We start from the raw sequence: 16,083 nt of genomic DNA, 5'->3' as shown, positions 1-16,083 counted from the left end.
TAGTGAGAGCCGTTAGGTTAATTTATCGATAGAGCGATACAGCTCTGCAACTTCCTCTCTTTGTAATCCCGATATTCTAGAGAGTCGGCCAACACTTGAAGAAATTTGGACCGACTCTTTACCAGCCTCTTCACCCTTAGTGTCAGAATCATTTGCTTGTAATTGAGAAGACAACATCTGTTTTGCTTTGTCTGAAAGTTGAACAGGGTCCTGTTGGCGGCTCAAATCAGGTCGCACGTCTGTTTCTGCTTGGGCTAAAAAGCTAGGCATGTACAAACGGTTGTTTGATACTGATGAGATAGACACGATAGTCACCTTAAAAGTTGTTCAAGTTACCTTATATCATAGTACAAAAAACAACCAAGCGAGAGGTTTTGTCACGATATATTGAGTATTTTTTGGTAGGGGATTTGGCGATGTTTGACTTTATTAGTAGTGAAAATTAGAGTTCAAACAAAAAATTATTTTAATTATTTATTTTATGATTAAACGCACCATATTAGTGTCATTGCTATGTAAGGATGATATTGTTTGCACATTGTCCAAAAAAATGACGATAAAAATAAACAGTGCATTAAACAGATAAACGGTTTGCTTCGTATCATGTCGTTTCGTTGATAACGTGAATGATTATCTGTTGTAAGTGATTTACTTCAAAAAGGATGCCGCATGAGCCAAGAAAATCTCCCAATAGAACATCTTTATTTTACTGAGACAAATTTAGAGCAAATCTTAGAAAATTTGGATGTTGTTCGAAGCCGGATTCATCCCAAATTAGGTGATGAAGAAGTCGCTATTGACCAGGTATTTCCATCCGTTTGTTTAATTGGTTTAGGGCGTTGCGGTTCTAATATTGCATTAGATGTCGCATCGCTTGTCTACGATGCCAGAGCAAGTTATATGCGCGAAGTAGAAAACCAAGAAATATTAGAAAGCGAACGCGAATTTCGACCTATGCGTTGGATTCGTAAGCATTTACCTATTGAAGGGAAAGACGGTTTTAAACCTGTTTTCTTAATAGAGCCTATCGTTTTGTTGGGGGATTTGGATAAAGATATTGAGGGACGTATTCGTTTCTCAAATCAAGAAGGCAGAACCAAGTTCCTAGATGAGTATAAAAAACTACAAATAATGGACTTGTCTGAAGTTCACGCTGGTGGTGCTGGTAACGCGCCTATTTTGGGGCAATACCTTGCGAAAATTATCCTTAATAAAGATGCAACGACGTTCCGAAACGAGAACTGGAAAAACATGCATTCTTATTTGGTTGATTCATGTGGCATCAAAGCAAACCAATCGCGCCTTTATTTTTATATTTTCAGTGCGGGTGGTGGAACAGGCTCAGGAATGGCGTCTGAATTTGGTCTAGCACAGCAATTTTCATACTTGAGTAAAACATTTGACTATCGTTCTGATCAAAGTCAAGCGGTCGATAAACGTCATAGCTTTGTGTTTGAACCTATCTTTACTTCAGGCATTTGTATTCTTCCGAATATTTCTGGAAAGAATGTAGAAATTTCTGAGGCCTTGCATATCAACGCTGGGCGTTTGTTAACGAAATACATATCGGAAGAGTGGAATTTTTCCTATAACGAAGAGCGTGAAGACGATGAGGTTCCTGCTGATGTGATGGAGCGCATTCGCCCATGGAACTCTATGATGCTGATTTCCAATGACATCATGCGATATGCCGAAGAAGAAGACGGTGGCGATGCCGACAATATTGATGTGAATACCATGGAGAAATACGCTAATCAGTATATTTCTCAGCAGATTTTTAACATTCTGACCGCTCAAGCTGTGACAACAGATTATGACGAAGACTATTTCCGTCGTGCCGGTATTGATATCGCAGAAACCATTCGCTTAGATGCCAATGACTTGTTTATGAGTTTGGCTGGCCCCGTTGCTGTTGCTTATGCGGAAAGTGTTGTAGGTGAAGGCAAGCATCAAGATACGGTTGATATTGATGACTTGTTTTGTCGTTCAATAGAATTGCCTCACTTTAACAATGACACCTCCGCTATTGAAGGCGTGAGTGTGTTGCCAGTTGAATCAGATAGATATCGTGAAGCGATTAAAAACTACCGTAAGAGCGGCTACGATGCGAGTGAACTGAATCACCTGCATTTCTTTAAAAACTGTTCATCGATTGTTTCTATTATTTCATTGCCACGAGACTACAAATTGTCTTTCACCGCATTGAATCGTCTGAAAATGCACCTTAATCGCTTGTGCCCAAATACCACATTGAAGCGTTACGCTTTGGTTATTGGCGCGTCTGCGAACTTGTCTTTGACGACTCTGATCGCTAAAAGCCCATGTCTAAGTGATGACTTCCTGACCTTAATGGTTGCGTATATGAAGCGCTGTTTTGCTCGTGATGATTACCGCTACACGGACGAAATTGATAAAGCGATTATTAGCATGATTCAAGAAGATGAGTTTGATGAAAGCTTGGTGGATAAGTACTTTGCGACCTACGAAAACCCAGCAAAAATCTTAGATACGAATTGGTATGCTATTAAACCAATGTACGAGAAAAAATATCGTGAACTGATTGATAACAGTCAGCGCTTTGTTTCCATTAATGATATTCGCTTGGATATTAATAATGTTAAAAATGCGATTAAGTACTTGCGAGAAATTTATCGTCACCGTATCAGTAAGACAAATGTCTTAACTTTGAATGGTTAGTCAGTATTAGCACTGCTGATATAAAAGCTTCGTAATATAAAGCCACTTAATGCATTATTAAGTGGCTTTTTTGTTTTTTTGACCTGCACTAATAGTGATTATTCAAGAGTTGGCTTAACTATTGAATAGCTTAAGAGGCGCCACTGTGGTGGCCTATTGTTTTTATACTTTGCTCTCTTTTCGTTCTTATTTTTCGCCCTCTTTTATTTGGCGTGATTCTTTTTGGTGCAATTTATACTATCTGGGATGTGTATGGCAGAATTCTCTTGGTTATTAGTTGCCTCTGCATTGGTCTTTATGATGCAAGCGGGTTTTTTATGCTTGGAAAGTGGTCGTATTCGAAGTAAGAACAGCATCAATGTTGCCGCAAAAAACATCTCAGACTTTATTATATCGACGACGCTATTTTGGCTTTTTGGTTTTGGCATTATGTTTGGCGATTCTTTCGCAGGCATATTTGGCCATAGTGACTTCTTTTTCGGTGAGGAGCACACGCCATGGGAAATTAGCTTCTTTATTTTTCAAATGATGTTTTGTGGAACGGCTGCAACTTTAACCTCTGGTGCGGTCGCTGAACGCATGACATTCATTGGTTACCTCGCGATCACCGTTATATTGAGTGCTTTTATTTACCCAATCGTGGGGCATTGGGCTTGGTCTGGAATATATCCTTCTGAAGGTCCACTTGGTTGGCTTGAAGCGCTTGGCTTTATTGATTTTGCCGGTTCGACTGTGGTGCACTCTGTGGGTGGCTGGGTCGCATTAGCTGCCATCATTATTATTGGCCCTAGATTGGGTCGCTTTGAAGAAGGCATTCGTCTTCCTCCCGGTAACAACCTTCCTTTATCCGCGTTAGGCACATTGCTTATTTGGTTTGGCTGGATTGGCTTTAATGGTGGCAGTACGCTGGCGTTAAACAATGACGTGCCTATGATCATTTTGAATACATTCATTTCCGCTGCTTGGGGTGGACTCATTGCCGCTGCGATTAACTATTTCAAAGATGGGTACATCGAAGTCGGCTTTGTTTTAAACGGCACCATTGCAGGCTTAGTTAGTATTACCGCATCTTGTCATGTGGTTTCGCCTGGCGCTTCTGTGGTTATTGGCGCGGTATCAGGTGTGGTTGTCTATTACGGCAGTTTGTTAATGACTCGCTGGCGTCTAGACGATGCGCTGGATGTGGTTCCTGCTCACCTGTTTGCGGGTATTTGGGGAACGTTAAGTGTCGCGCTGTTTGGTCAAACGGACAGAATCGATAATGGTTTGAGCTTTGTCGAACAGCTGTGGGTGCAGACGTTAGGGATTGTATCGATTGGCATCTATTGTTTTGTCGTTGGCTATATTGGCATGCGCCTCTTGAATTATTTTATGCCATTACGAGCCAGTAGAGAACAAGAAGAACAAGGCTTAAATGTGGCTGAGCACAGAGCAACCACTGAGTTATTTGATTTACTCACCTCTATGCAGTACCAACAAAATAACGCCGATTTTTCCAAGCCCGTTCCTGAAGAACCCTTCACTGAAGTCGGTCAAATTGCGCACAAATATAACCAAGTTCTCGACCGTGTGAATACGGAAATTGCGCAGCGTGATGATGCATTGATGCGTTTTCAAGAAAGTGAAATGCGTAAGTCCGCGATACTAAACTCCTCTATGGATTGTATCGTGACCATTAACCGTTTTGGTTCTGTGATCGAGTTTAACCCTGCTGCCGAGCGGACATTTGGTTGTTTAAAAACGCAAGTGCAAGGCAAGAGCTTCATCGGCTTATTCGTAATGGAAGAAGATAGGATTAAAATTTTCGATAGCTTGAATTCCGGCTTTTCTTCTTCAAGCGGGCTGATTTTGAATCGCCGCAACCCGTTTCGTTTACAGCGCGGTCCAAATCATGATTTTCCTGCTGAAATTGCGATTACCAAAGCCAATGCTGACTCTTCACAGGGGAGTGAATACACGCTGCACATCCGAGACATGACTCGTCATGCAAAACTGCAGCAGCGCCTTAAATTTCTGGCGTACAGCGACCCATTGACGGGCTTGTACAACCGAACCTATTTGATGGACTCTTTGGTGAGTGCCTTGTTGATTGCTGGTCGCCAGAAAAGCTCCGTAGGCTTGCTGTTCCTAGATCTCGATAACTTCAAAGTGATTAATGACACCTTGGGCCACAAAGCAGGAGATGAACTCTTGTGTGAAGTCGCAAGGCGTTTAGAGTCTGTTTCCGATTCTAGTGATGTTATTGCTCGTTGGGGCGGCGACGAGTTTGTTCTGATGGTGACGGAGAATGTGACCGAAGACAGAATGATGGCACATGCGCAAAAAATCTTAGAGATTATGCGCCTTCCTATTCAGTTGAATAACCAGCACTTTACTATTCCAACCAGCATAGGTATTGCCCATTCTGGCGACCAAGCAATAGATGCTGACAAGTTAATACAGCAAGCGGATATTGCTATGTACTGGGCGAAAGAAAAAGGCAGGGACAACGCACAAGTTTTCACCTCAAACATGACCAACGCGGTGACGAAAAGGTTCAGCTTTGAAAAGGAAGTGAACGATGGGCTTTCTTCCGACGAGTTTTTCTTGGTTTATCAGCCGAAAGTGTTGCTAGAAAAAGACAATATTCTGGGTTTAGAGGCATTGATCCGTTGGAATCATCCGGTCAAAGGGCTTATTTCGCCTGCTGACTTCATTCCGCTTGCGGAGGAATCCAGCCTGATTATAAAAATGGATGAGTGGGTTATCGATAAAGCGTTATTGCAGTTAAAAGAATGGCGAGATAAAGGCTTAAGTATAGTGCCCGTATCTGTGAACGTATCTGGGCGGCATTTAGTGTCAGATTCTTTAGTGTCTTTTATATCGAAGAAACTCGCCTTTTATGGCATAGAAGGTGGGTACTTGGAACTTGAGATTACGGAAGGGGTTTTACTGCAAGACATTCAACGTTGTATTGATGTGATGTTTGAGTTGAAGGGGTTGGATATCAAAATTTCGATCGACGACTTTGGTACTGGCTACTCGTCTTTAAGCTACTTAAAACGTTTGCCTTTAGACATTTTGAAAATAGACCAATCCTTTGTAGAAGAGTGTGATAAACAAATGGAAGACGCAAAAATCTGCGAAACCATTGTGTATTTAGCACGCAGCTTAGAGTTGTCTATCGTTGCGGAGGGCGTAGAAACCGCTCCGCAACTAGAGGCACTTAAATCGTTAGGTTGTGAGGTGTTCCAAGGTTATTACTTCCATCGTCCGATGAAAAACACAGAAGTGGCTAAACTACTATCGCCTAATCTTGAGGAGGCTTAGGTGCTTCTCTGTCTCGAACGGTTTCCATAAGCGCTTGGTTCTCTGTTTTATCCAACGGCTTTGTGCGTTGATGTAACGCCGTCTTTGCGATCATATTGGCGGCAACAGGCGCTGTGATCAATAGAAATAAAGTGATCAACAACTCCTGAATCGAAAGAAAACCTTTTAAATGGCTTTGAAAAACCATAGACGCCAGCAAGACACCGGTGATCCCCAGAGTCGATGCTTTGGTCGGGCTGTGTAAGCGCATATAGATGTCAGGCAATCGTACTAAACCGTAAGAGCCAACCAACAAAAACGCACCGCCAATCAGCAGCGACACACAAACAATAATTTCGAGATATAAAGGCATAACGTATCCTATTCTATGATGTCGCCGCGGAGTAAGTATTTACATAGAGCCGCCGTACTGACAAACCCTAGCATGGCAATTAAAAGAGCCGCTTCAAAGTACAGCGCGCTTTCCACGTAAATGCCGTAGAGCAGAATAAGTGCGATGGCATTAATATACATGGTATCCAGCGCCAAAATTCGATCAGAAATGGTCGGGCCTTTCATCAGCCTCCATAGATTTAAAATCAACGCTACGCAAATACAGACAGCGACAATGAGAATGGTCCAACTTAGCATCCGAAAATCTCCTTAATTGGCTTTTCATAACGCTGCTTTATCGATTCAATTAGTTCTGCTTCATTGTCTAAATGAAGGGCGTGAATATAAAGCCAAGCTTTGTCTTTTGACACTTCCGCGCTCACGGTCCCAGGTGTAAGAGAGACCGTACTGGCCAATACAGTGATTCCTAGGTCTGAGCTAATATTAATCGGCACAGCAACAAAACCTGGCTTGAGCTTTTTGATTGGCCCTATGATCAACAAGGCAACTTCCACATTGGCCGTTAAAATGTCTTTTAGCACCATCAACACGTAACGGATTGCCAACCAAGGTTTTAGAATTTTTGGGTGTTCATCACGCATACCATTGACCAGTAAAGGAATGGTAATCGCGAAAAATGCCGCCAGCACCATGTGTCCAGCACTGACAGAGTTGTTAAGTAATAGCCAAACTACAAACAGCAGCAGGCTATGAAAAGGCATTGGGAATAACTTCATTGGGCTACTCCTGGTAATAATCCATAGGCAGAGGCTTGAATGTCATGTAAATAGCGTGCGGCTTGTTGCGTGTATTCACTGACATCGCCACCGAATAGAACCAACAAAGGTGAAGCTAATAGTAATAATGCAATGCCCGCGATTTCTAGCTTCTTAGCTGGTTCCGCTTCGGCTGTCGCATTACCGCTGTGTCGCCAGAATAACGTGGTTCCTGCTCTCGAAAAGGTAACCAAGGCAGCAAGGCTACCCAACAATATTAATGGCCAAACCCACATAGTTTGCGTCGTCGATTGAGTCGCTTGCAAGATCATGATCTTACCCACAAAGCCTGATAAAGGCGGCATGCCGACCAAAGCTAAAGCGAGTATGGCAAAAGCAAAGCCTAATAGCCTTGGTTGAGCAAAAGGGCGTGAGCGCACGAATCTGTCTTCAGCTTTGCCTCGCTGACGAGACATAACATCCGCAAGTAAGAACAAGGCAGCCGACGCCAGCGTACTGTGTACCATATAGTAAAGCGCTGCTGAGGTGGCTTCTTCTGAGTTAATGGCAGCACACGCCAGTAAGCTACCACTGGAAACGATCACCAAGTTAGCGCTTAAGGTTTTGATTCCAGGGCTGGCGAATACACCAATACTACCAATCGTAATCGTCAATAATGCCAGTGGCCATAGCCATGGAGTCGCAATGTTGGCGAGTTCTCCGGCGTGTTCGCCAAAGATAACAGTATAAACGCGGAAAATACTGTACACCCCGACCTTAGTCATAATGGCAAACAGTGCGGCTACAGGTGCGCTGGCACTCGCATAGGTTTTAGGCAACCAGAAATGCATTGGCAGCATTGCGGCTTTAAGACCAAATACGACTAGCAGTAGCAGTGCGCCTGTCTTAGCCAATGTGGCGGTTTCACCTTGCAGCTGACCTACTTTGACTGCCATGTCTGCCATATTCAGAGTGCCAAGGGTTCCGTAAAGAATGCCGAGGCCGAATAGGAACAAGCTCGAACCCACAAGGTTCAAGATGACATAGTGCAAGGTGGCTTGGGTTTTGTGCTTACCGCCAGCATGGATTAAGAGCGCATAAGAAGCGATTAACAGTACTTCGAAAAAGACGAACAAGTTGAAGATATCACCGGTTAAAAACGCACCGTTAATCCCCATGATTTGAAACATAAACAAAGGATGGAAATACGCGCCGCCTTTGTCTTGCCCTGAAACCGCATAGAGCATAATGGCAAACGACATGAAAGAAGTCAGCAGCACCATTAAGCTAGATACTTTATCTGCCACAAGAGCGATACCGAAAGGCGCTTGCCAGCCACCTAATGCATAAAGCTGAACGCCCTCAGCATTCACTTTATACAATAGTGTCGCCGTCGACATAAGCATAAATAGGGTGCCAATGACGGACGCCACGCGCTGATAATTGATATTGCGTGAGATCGGAGGCAACAACATGATTGCGCCGAACAGCAATGGAATGAGAACCGGGAAAATGCTCAGGTGCTGCATTTATTGGTTTCCTCCTGTTTTCTGCTGAGTGTCGTTCGGCAGTTTGGGCAATGTACCATCAACATGATCGTTTCCTAAATCTGCGCGTGCGCGCATCGCCAAAATAACGACGAAAGCCGTCATCGCAAAACCAATAACAATCGCGGTTAGTACTAAAGCTTGTGGAAGAGGATCACTGTATTGCTCTGACTGACCTAGTACCGCAGCGGCATTGAGTTTAAGTCTTCCGCTGGCAAACAAAAATAAGTTCACCGCATAAGACAAGAGTGTTAAACCAATGACCACAGAAAAGCTGCGGCCACGCAAGGCGAGAAAAATGCCGCAGGCTGTTAATAAACCAACGCAAAATGCGTATAAACCTTCCATTAATCATGCTCCTTTTGGATAGGGCGCTCACTGGTCGTTAATTGTCCAAGGTTGGCAAGAATCAACATAGTTGCACCGACCACAGTCAGATAAACGCCAAGATCGAAAATCATCGCGCTGGCCAATTCGAATTTACCAATCACCGGCAGATAGAAATAATCAAACCAAGAGGATAAGAAAGTGTGTCCGAAGACCCAGCTACCTAAACCACTAAGCGTTGCGATACCAATGCCAGAGCCGATCATAATTTGATAGTCCAGCTTGATGCGCGTTTTGATCCACGAAACACCATGAGCAACATACTGTTGAATAATGGCAACCGAGGTGATTAAGCCTGCAATAAAGCCACCACCAGGCATGTTATGACCGCGTAAGAAAATATACGCAGACACTAAAAGAGCCAATGGCAATAAACTTTGCGAAATCACCGCCAACAACATGGGGTGTCTGTCTTCAGACCAAGGCAAACCGTCGCCGTCGCTCGAAGGCATGTAAAGGCGCATTTTCGCGATGAGTTTATAAATCCCCAATGCTGCAATGCCAAGCACGGTAATTTCACCCAAGGTATCAAAACCACGGAAATCGACCAAAATGACGTTAACAACATTGGTTCCGCCGCCGCCTGTTTTACTGTTTTCGGTGAAGAAGGTCGAAATAGTATCAAGAGGTCGAGTCATCAAGGCATAGCTTATCGTCCCGATAACACCACCAATCAGAGAGGCCAGACCCAGATCTCGTACAACGCGACGCGGCGATGATTCTTTTGGGGTTTTTTGTGGCAAAAAGAACAAGGCTAAAATTAATAGAATGACTGTCACAACCTCGACCGATAACTGCGTCAACGCAAGGTCAGGAGCGGAGAACTGAGCGAAAGCCAATGAAACAATCAGCCCCACAACAGACAAAGTAAGCAGTGCAACCACACGACGTCTGTGCCAGATTACCGTCGCCAAGGCTGAAATACACAGCAATACGGCACAGGTAATCGACAACGCATCCAAAGGTATTTCAGGACGATGACCTGCGGTGGCGTTTAGCTTCATCAGAGAAGAGGCCGTCATCACCACAGCCAAAACAAGAGTAAAGAACACATAGCGCTGCAAAGAGCCATTTTCCGTGAAAGCAATAATCCGACCTGCTTTCGCCACAAGGTATTGAACAATGCTTTCAAACACCAATTTTGGATCACTGGTTGGGAACTGAGCTTGGAACTTAAACATATGAGAGCGGTTGTAATACATCACCAAACCGCCAATCAAAGCCACCACACTCATTAATAGAGGGAAGTTTAAACCATGCCAAATTGCTAAGCTGTACTCAGGGGCAGGGCCATTTAGAGTAGCGTTGGCGGCGGCAAATAATAGATCGCCCACAATTAAGCTTGGGAATATCCCGACAATCAAACAAAGAGCAACCAGTATTTCAACCGGAACGCGCATATAGCGAGGCGGCTCATGAGGCGTTTTTGGCAGGTTAATAGGCTCGCCATTGAAAAACACATCGTGGATGAAACGCGTCGAATAAGCGACCGCAAACACACCGCCCAATGTCGCCAAAACAGGAATAAACCAAGACAAGGAGCCAAGTGATGCTTGATGCAAGGTTTCTGTGAAGAACATTTCTTTCGATAAGAAACCATTCAACAAAGGAACGCCTGCCATCGACGCCGATGCCACCATGGCTAGCGTGGCTGTATAAGGCATGTACTTCCATAAACCGTTTAGCTGGCGCATATCACGGGAGCCAGACTCGTGATCGATAATACCAGCCGCCATGAACAAAGACGCTTTGAAAATCGCGTGGTTGATTATGTGGAATATGGCGGCCACTGCCGCAAGGTCTGTCCCCATGCCCAGCAGCAAGGTAATTAAGCCTAAGTGACTGATGGTCGAGTTCGCCAATAACCCTTTTAAATCGTGCTGGAAAATTGCGATGTACGCGCCGACAAGGAAAGTCGCCAGACCTGTCAGACTCACGATCAAGAACCAAAGGTCCGTATCCGCAAGCGCAGGATAAAAACGCGCCATTAGGAAAATACCGGCTTTTACCATTGTCGCCGAGTGAAGGTACGCACTCACTGGTGTTGGGGCCGCCATGGCATTGGGTAACCAGAAATGGAACGGGAATTGCGCGGATTTGGTAAAAGCACCAAGCAATACCAAAATAACAATCATTGGGTAATTTGCACTGGCTTTGATCAAATCGCCACTGTCTAAAACATCTTGAAGGCTAAAGCTGCCAACCGTATTACCCAAAATCAACAAACCAGCCAACAAGGCTAAGCCGCCAGCACCCGTGACGGTGAGCGCCATTCTGGCCCCTTTCCTAGCGTCTGATTTATGTCCCCAGAAACTGATCAATAGAAAAGAGCTGATACTGGTCAATTCCCAGAAAAACCATATCTGGATTAAATTATCAGACAGCACCACGCCGAGCATGGCGAACATGAACAGGATCAAATAGGCGTAGAACTTACCAATCGAGTCGCTCGCGGAAAGGTAATAGCGAGCATAAAGAATAACCAGTAAGCCAATGCCCAAAATAAGTATGGAGAATAATAAGGCTAAACCGTCTAAGCGGAAGGCGAGTTCTAATCCGATCGCTGGTATCCACGGTAGTGCGGCTTGGAAACGTTCGCCCTGAAATATATCGCCAGCATGAGACAGCACAAGAAACAGCGTCAGCGCAGGCAATGCGGCCGTCATAAACGCACAAGCGGTTCGACTAAAGCGCGCAGTGAGAAGGGGGATTAATGTACCTAATAAGGGGAGAAAAGGTAGCCAAATCAGTGAGCTCAAGAGCAAAACTCCTTTCTTGTAAACGGTAATGTCGTCTCAATATACTGTGCGAGCATGGTTGTTGTCCTAACAATCGATCTCTTAGTGTGGTTTGTTACTTAGCTTATCGAATAAACAAACAATATCAAACTTTGTAAGCATAGCCTTTTACTAGTTTAATCAATAGCCTAAAACAGCCATAAGACAAAAAAAAGCTCGCGCTTTTTTGCTTATCGGCACAGGGTAAGAGCATGGAGTAGTGGAAAAGTTCCACAAAAATGGACGCAGCGATAGCGCGACCAGAATGGATAAAAGCGAGAGCGAGATTTGTAAAACACGAAAGGGCAATTAAGCTTCGAAATGCAGCCAAATTGTCGTAAGACGGTGAAATAACACAGAGTCATTGGAATGAGTACAGTGTCGCCTTTATAGCAAGGCGGCACTGTACTCATTTCGTGAAAGGACGTTCATTATCTTTTTTCGTACATTAAACTAGCTGGCTACTGAAAAAAGCGCCATACAATACTGTGTTCAGAGCCAAGGCTCCACAGTAAAACAACCGCAGCCAGTAAGGCTTCTAAGACTAAAACACCAATACCAAGGGTGGTACTAGACAGGATGAAACCTTGTTTATGGCTAATTCCCAAGAAACTAGGCGTGCCTTTGTATAATAAGTATCCGGTATAAGCGATACCCGCTACACAAGCCAATAGACAAAGCCAAATAACAGGGTAAATAGCGAAAATACCACTCAAGAACATGGGTGTGGCAATATAACCCGCAAAGACGATACATTCTTGGCGTGGTGGGCGACTGTCAAAGTTGCGCGCCATCCAATGGATTAGGCTGCCAACTGCCGCCACCGCCACCAGTATCAGCGCATAGAACATAATACCCAAGCCAATGCCGTCCATTATGGACACCTTAATGGCTTCCTCACCGCCGAACGTCCAACCAAACTGTGTCGTCCCTATAAAGGTACTAACAACCGGAATAGCCGCCATCCAAAGAACATGGTGAAAGTACAAATGACTAACCGACTCATGCTCCTTATTTATTTCGCGCCATTCCTTATCTGGATGATGAATAAGACCCCAAACATGATTGATCATGGATTCCCCCTTGCAACACAACGTGAGCATAATGGATTTGGAAAAAGTCCTGATACAGCCACGCCCAAACAATAGTGGCTTATAATCAGTATAGATGGATACGCAGAAATAGACTGAAAAGATGATAACGTTTTTTTATAAGTGTTTTGCTGTTCAGACGAATTGGTTGTAAGCAGAGAGGGGAAAAACAACAGCCAAGAACACAATATGGCGTCTAGGCTGTTGTTTCAAATAGCGTTATTGGCAACTATAGTCTTCTGTCATTTCCACCGTGTAAGGTTTGTCGACTGGGTCGTTAAAGTTGGCTCGTAAAATGGCGTCTTTTGCCAAGAACTCGAACATCTTCCATTTTGAACACTCCTCATGCATCACAGTGTTGCTTGAATCCAGAATAAGATTGCCCGCTTTATCCGTTAGCTTATATTGAAAAGTGTAAAGGTTAGTGGGTGTTTCTACCTTGTCGTAGCCTTTCACAATAGGCTCCATAAAATGGCGGTAGCGCGTGTAGCAGGTTCTTGCGTTCGTTGTTGGGTTTCTATGGCAAACGGTATAAGGAATATTCCGTTCATTATTAAAAATAGGCACCTTCTTCGTTTCGGTGATTTCTTCCGAAGTAAAGTTGATCGCTAAGCGATAGTCGGGATTGCTGGTGGAATCGGACACATTGCTAAACCCACGTTCTTTCAGCGCGTTCATAACATCGGCAATGTAGCGCTTGTTGGTCAACTGATCACCATCCTTATCCGGAACCACAGTAATGCTGGCCGATTTATCGATATCGACAGTGGCGTCCACATTACTAACATTATGGCCCGACAGCTTCACATTAGATGAACAGCCCGTGAGAAACACTGAAAACAGCACCAAAAAAGAGAAAAACTTCATAACCCCGAACTCCATGGCGTATCAAACACAACAAATACCAGAACGATATCAAAGCACAAATTATCCACAAAACCGAGTCATGTCATTCGTCTTACACGCGTTTTTCAAAAACCTTACTTAAATAGGAGCGTTTCAGTGTGACAGGCTTATTCGGATGATTATTGAAACATGCATGATATAAAGTTACCCAAATTCGCATTGAATTTTTTGGTCGAGGTGCTGACGCGGCTTGGGGAAGGAGATATTGTTCAAATGACGCCAATGCACGCTGAGCTTATTGCTCAGCAAGCTGCCGACATACTCAATATGTCACGCCCGACTTCAATTAAGCTTTTAGACGATGGTGCGACACCGTTTAACCCCATAGGAAATCATCGAACTGTCGCCTATGTTGATGTCATGAAGTACAAAGAAACGTTATTAAATTAATGGTTAGCGGGCTTAAAAGAGCTAACTGCACTCGATCAGGAAGACGATATGGGGTACTAATGATGATACTATTATTATGCTTATCTAAATTAAAAATGATTGGCTGCGTCGTGCGGTCAGATCATCCGATGATATAGGGAAGGGAGTAGAAGGGAAACATGAATATTTTAGACAATTTAATTGTACAGACTGTGGACGATTTACTTCCTAAAAAAATCACTGCAACTATCTATAAAGTCTGTAATTTCTTTGATCTTAGAAACAAAGAAATTTCTGAAGTAGGAATTAAACTAACAATAATTTACTTTGTTTTTGTACTTGTAATAATTTTTTTCCTTGATGCGAAAAGACCCACTGAGTTGAGTGGATATGGTGATTTTCTAGCTGGATTCTTTAGTCCTATAGCTTTTGGGTGGCTGGTAATTGGCTATTTAATGCAAAATAAAGAGCTTAAAAATAGTGTGGAGCAAACAAATGAGGCGCAAAGACTAGCAAGGGATCAGCTGGAATTTCAAAGAAAGTGTAAGGAGCGTGAAGAGCTAAGTATTTACAATAATTCTCAACCAATATTAGATGTAAAAAGCTTAATTTTAGAGGATGAAGTCGATGATGGCTTTTTTGCAAACTTTAAAGCAGAAATAAAAAACTATGGATCGACTATCTATGACTTATGTATTTATGACTGTGAAATTAATAAAGAAAATGAAGATTTATTTGTGCCTACGAGTTCTCCTATAGGAAAGCTTGTGGAAAATGAAACTGCTGAAGTCTATTTTTCGTATCGACTTACAACTTCAGATTTTGGAAGTGAATCAGTTATAAGAATAAAATTGCCTTTGACATTTCTTGACTCCAATAGGAATAGACAACATACATACATACAAATTACTACGCTAGAGCTCATTGCAGATAATGAGTTTAGTGCGCATATTGGGAAAACGTTTAAGGAGTACGCTTACAAATAAGAGGTAATAAATTTTAAGAAAATCGCCTTTTTCAATTGTAGGGTTATTAGGTCTTTAAAGTATGAAACCCAGTCTGGCACTAAGCCATGGCTAGAAAAGCCCAAGGACTCGCGCAAGTTAAGTGAATTGATAGAGCTATGGGACGACACGCACGGCCATTTTTTGCGAGATGGTAAGCGCCGTAAAAGTAAGTTACTGATGATAGCCGAGCAATTGGGCGATCCCGTAGGCTCTAACCTTACTCGCTTGGAGTACACTCGATGGCGCACCCAGCGATCCAAGGAAGGCAAAAGCCCCAAAACGTTAAACAATGATCTGGGGTATTTGTCGTCTATGTTTAATACCTTGGTCAAAGCGGAAGAGATTCACTACCCGAACCCGTTAACCGCCGTCGATAATGTGAAAGTTCCAGAGAATGAGCTTTCGTATTTAACACACGACCAGATAAAAGAATTACTAGACGAAACTAAGAAGGGCGACAACCCACACGTTTACCTGATAACAAAGATTTCACTTTCAACGGGTGCAAGATGGGGCGAGGCCGAAGGCTTAACCGTACAGCGTGTGCGAAATAATCAAGTCAGCTTTACCGATACCAAAAGCGGCAAAAATAGAAGTGTACCGATCACCCAAGCGCTGTACGACGAAATACACGAACACGCCAAACTAACAAGCGGCAATGCGATTTTTACTAGTTCAATCAGCAGCTTTAGAAGAGCATTGAAACGAACGACAATTGGGCTGCCTAAAGGCCAGCCAGCCCATTTTCTAAGGAGCTCTTTCGCTAGCCATTTTATGATTAATGGCGGCAACATATTAGCATTGCAAAAAATACTTGGTCATAGCGACATTAAAAGACCATGCGATATGCCCACCTATCGCCAGACTTCCTAGAAGAAGCGATTAGGTTAAATCTCTTGTCGTTC

14 protein-coding genes are annotated in these 16,083 nt (G+C 43.5%); 5 read left to right on the top strand and 9 right to left on the bottom strand.

What is annotated here, in order from left to right; translation table 11 throughout:
• Positions 1-12: 12 nt before the first annotated feature.
• Positions 13-306, bottom strand: coding sequence for a hypothetical protein (locus tag DFP75_RS12400; protein WP_110576105.1), 294 nt, complete (start codon positions 304-306; stop codon positions 13-15).
• 363 nt (positions 307-669) lie between these two features.
• Here DFP75_RS12400 and DFP75_RS12395 point away from each other — a divergent pair, with 363 nt between their 5' ends.
• Both DFP75_RS12395 and amt read left to right on the top strand, forming a co-directional pair.
• Positions 670-2,697, top strand: a complete 2,028-nt coding sequence (locus DFP75_RS12395) for a hypothetical protein (RefSeq protein ID WP_110576103.1) — start codon at positions 670-672, stop codon at positions 2,695-2,697.
• Between the two features lie 252 nt (positions 2,698-2,949).
• A complete protein-coding gene (gene amt, locus DFP75_RS12390) occupies positions 2,950-6,006 on the top strand; it encodes an ammonium transporter (RefSeq protein WP_110576101.1) in 3,057 nt (1,018 codons plus the stop codon).
• On the opposite strand, the gene DFP75_RS12385 is transcribed toward amt, so the two are convergent.
• The 8 genes from DFP75_RS12385 to DFP75_RS12350 all read right to left on the bottom strand — a co-directional run bounded on the left by DFP75_RS12385 (position 5,987) and on the right by DFP75_RS12350 (position 13,763).
• Positions 5,987-6,358 (bottom strand): Na+/H+ antiporter subunit G, encoded by a 372-nt coding sequence (locus DFP75_RS12385; protein WP_110576099.1) that lies wholly within the window; start codon positions 6,356-6,358, stop codon positions 5,987-5,989. The genes amt and DFP75_RS12385 overlap by 20 nt on opposite strands.
• Before the next feature lie 8 nt (positions 6,359-6,366).
• The gene (locus DFP75_RS12380) at positions 6,367-6,636 is read right to left on the bottom strand and encodes a K+/H+ antiporter subunit F (protein WP_110576097.1); all 270 of its coding nucleotides are present in this window, start codon (positions 6,634-6,636) and stop codon (positions 6,367-6,369) included.
• Positions 6,630-7,115 carry a Na+/H+ antiporter subunit E gene (locus tag DFP75_RS12375; protein WP_110576095.1) on the bottom strand — a complete coding sequence of 162 codons (486 nt, stop codon included), beginning with the start codon at positions 7,113-7,115 and terminating at the stop codon, positions 6,630-6,632. The genes DFP75_RS12380 and DFP75_RS12375 overlap by 7 nt, the downstream gene beginning before the upstream one ends.
• The gene (locus DFP75_RS12370; protein ID WP_110576093.1) at positions 7,112-8,623 is read right to left on the bottom strand and encodes a monovalent cation/H+ antiporter subunit D; all 1,512 of its coding nucleotides are present in this window, start codon (positions 8,621-8,623) and stop codon (positions 7,112-7,114) included. The genes DFP75_RS12375 and DFP75_RS12370 overlap by 4 nt, the downstream gene beginning before the upstream one ends.
• Positions 8,624-8,989, bottom strand: a complete 366-nt coding sequence (locus DFP75_RS12365) for a Na+/H+ antiporter subunit C (RefSeq protein ID WP_110576091.1) — start codon at positions 8,987-8,989, stop codon at positions 8,624-8,626.
• Complete coding sequence (locus DFP75_RS12360; RefSeq protein WP_110576089.1) at positions 8,989-11,787, bottom strand: monovalent cation/H+ antiporter subunit A; 2,799 nt, start codon at positions 11,785-11,787, stop codon at positions 8,989-8,991. The genes DFP75_RS12365 and DFP75_RS12360 overlap by 1 nt, the downstream gene beginning before the upstream one ends.
• Before the next feature lie 479 nt (positions 11,788-12,266).
• Positions 12,267-12,878, bottom strand: coding sequence for a Yip1 family protein (locus tag DFP75_RS12355; protein WP_110576088.1), 612 nt, complete (start codon positions 12,876-12,878; stop codon positions 12,267-12,269).
• A gap of 237 nt (positions 12,879-13,115) precedes the next feature.
• Positions 13,116-13,763, bottom strand: coding sequence for a hypothetical protein (locus DFP75_RS12350; RefSeq protein ID WP_110576086.1), 648 nt, complete (start codon positions 13,761-13,763; stop codon positions 13,116-13,118).
• 252 nt (positions 13,764-14,015) lie between these two features.
• Here DFP75_RS12350 and DFP75_RS18435 point away from each other — a divergent pair, with 252 nt between their 5' ends.
• The 3 genes from DFP75_RS18435 (at position 14,016) to DFP75_RS12335 (ending at position 16,051) form a co-directional block, all read left to right on the top strand.
• On the top strand, positions 14,016-14,192 hold the full coding sequence (locus DFP75_RS18435) for a MerR family transcriptional regulator (protein ID WP_181417026.1): 177 nt from the start codon (positions 14,016-14,018) through the stop codon (positions 14,190-14,192).
• A gap of 158 nt (positions 14,193-14,350) precedes the next feature.
• The gene (locus DFP75_RS12340; RefSeq protein ID WP_110576083.1) at positions 14,351-15,157 is read left to right on the top strand and encodes a hypothetical protein; all 807 of its coding nucleotides are present in this window, start codon (positions 14,351-14,353) and stop codon (positions 15,155-15,157) included.
• A 6-nt stretch (positions 15,158-15,163) separates the two neighbouring features.
• The gene (locus DFP75_RS12335; RefSeq protein WP_425451227.1) at positions 15,164-16,051 is read left to right on the top strand and encodes a phage integrase; all 888 of its coding nucleotides are present in this window, start codon (positions 15,164-15,166) and stop codon (positions 16,049-16,051) included.
• The last annotated feature ends 32 nt before the right edge of the window (positions 16,052-16,083 follow it).

This window comes from Marinomonas alcarazii, from assembly GCF_003208215.1.
In the GTDB taxonomy this organism is placed as follows: Bacteria; Pseudomonadota; Gammaproteobacteria; order Pseudomonadales; family Marinomonadaceae; genus Marinomonas; species Marinomonas alcarazii.
The sequence above is the reverse complement of the archived record's forward strand: the minus strand, read 5'-3'. Positions and strand labels throughout refer to the sequence as shown.

What these genes read in the sequence shown, in the direction of transcription:
- DFP75_RS12370 (WP_110576093.1), bottom strand. Translation starts at nt 8,623, where the DNA reads ATGCAGCACCTGAGCATTTTCCCGGTTCTCATTCCATTGCTGTTCGGC.
- DFP75_RS12365 (WP_110576091.1), bottom strand. Translation starts at nt 8,989, where the DNA reads ATGGAAGGTTTATACGCATTTTGCGTTGGTTTATTAACAGCCTGCGGC.
- DFP75_RS12380 (WP_110576097.1), bottom strand. Translation starts at nt 6,636, where the DNA reads ATGCTAAGTTGGACCATTCTCATTGTCGCTGTCTGTATTTGCGTAGCG.
- DFP75_RS18435 (WP_181417026.1), top strand. Translation starts at nt 14,016, where the DNA reads ATGACGCCAATGCACGCTGAGCTTATTGCTCAGCAAGCTGCCGACATA.
- DFP75_RS12375 (WP_110576095.1), bottom strand. Translation starts at nt 7,115, where the DNA reads ATGAAGTTATTCCCAATGCCTTTTCATAGCCTGCTGCTGTTTGTAGTT.
- DFP75_RS12350 (WP_110576086.1), bottom strand. Translation starts at nt 13,763, where the DNA reads ATGAAGTTTTTCTCTTTTTTGGTGCTGTTTTCAGTGTTTCTCACGGGC.
- DFP75_RS12340 (WP_110576083.1), top strand. Translation starts at nt 14,351, where the DNA reads ATGAATATTTTAGACAATTTAATTGTACAGACTGTGGACGATTTACTT.
- DFP75_RS12395 (WP_110576103.1), top strand. Translation starts at nt 670, where the DNA reads ATGAGCCAAGAAAATCTCCCAATAGAACATCTTTATTTTACTGAGACA.
- DFP75_RS12355 (WP_110576088.1), bottom strand. Translation starts at nt 12,878, where the DNA reads ATGATCAATCATGTTTGGGGTCTTATTCATCATCCAGATAAGGAATGG.
- DFP75_RS12385 (WP_110576099.1), bottom strand. Translation starts at nt 6,358, where the DNA reads ATGCCTTTATATCTCGAAATTATTGTTTGTGTGTCGCTGCTGATTGGC.
- amt (WP_110576101.1), top strand. Translation starts at nt 2,950, where the DNA reads ATGGCAGAATTCTCTTGGTTATTAGTTGCCTCTGCATTGGTCTTTATG.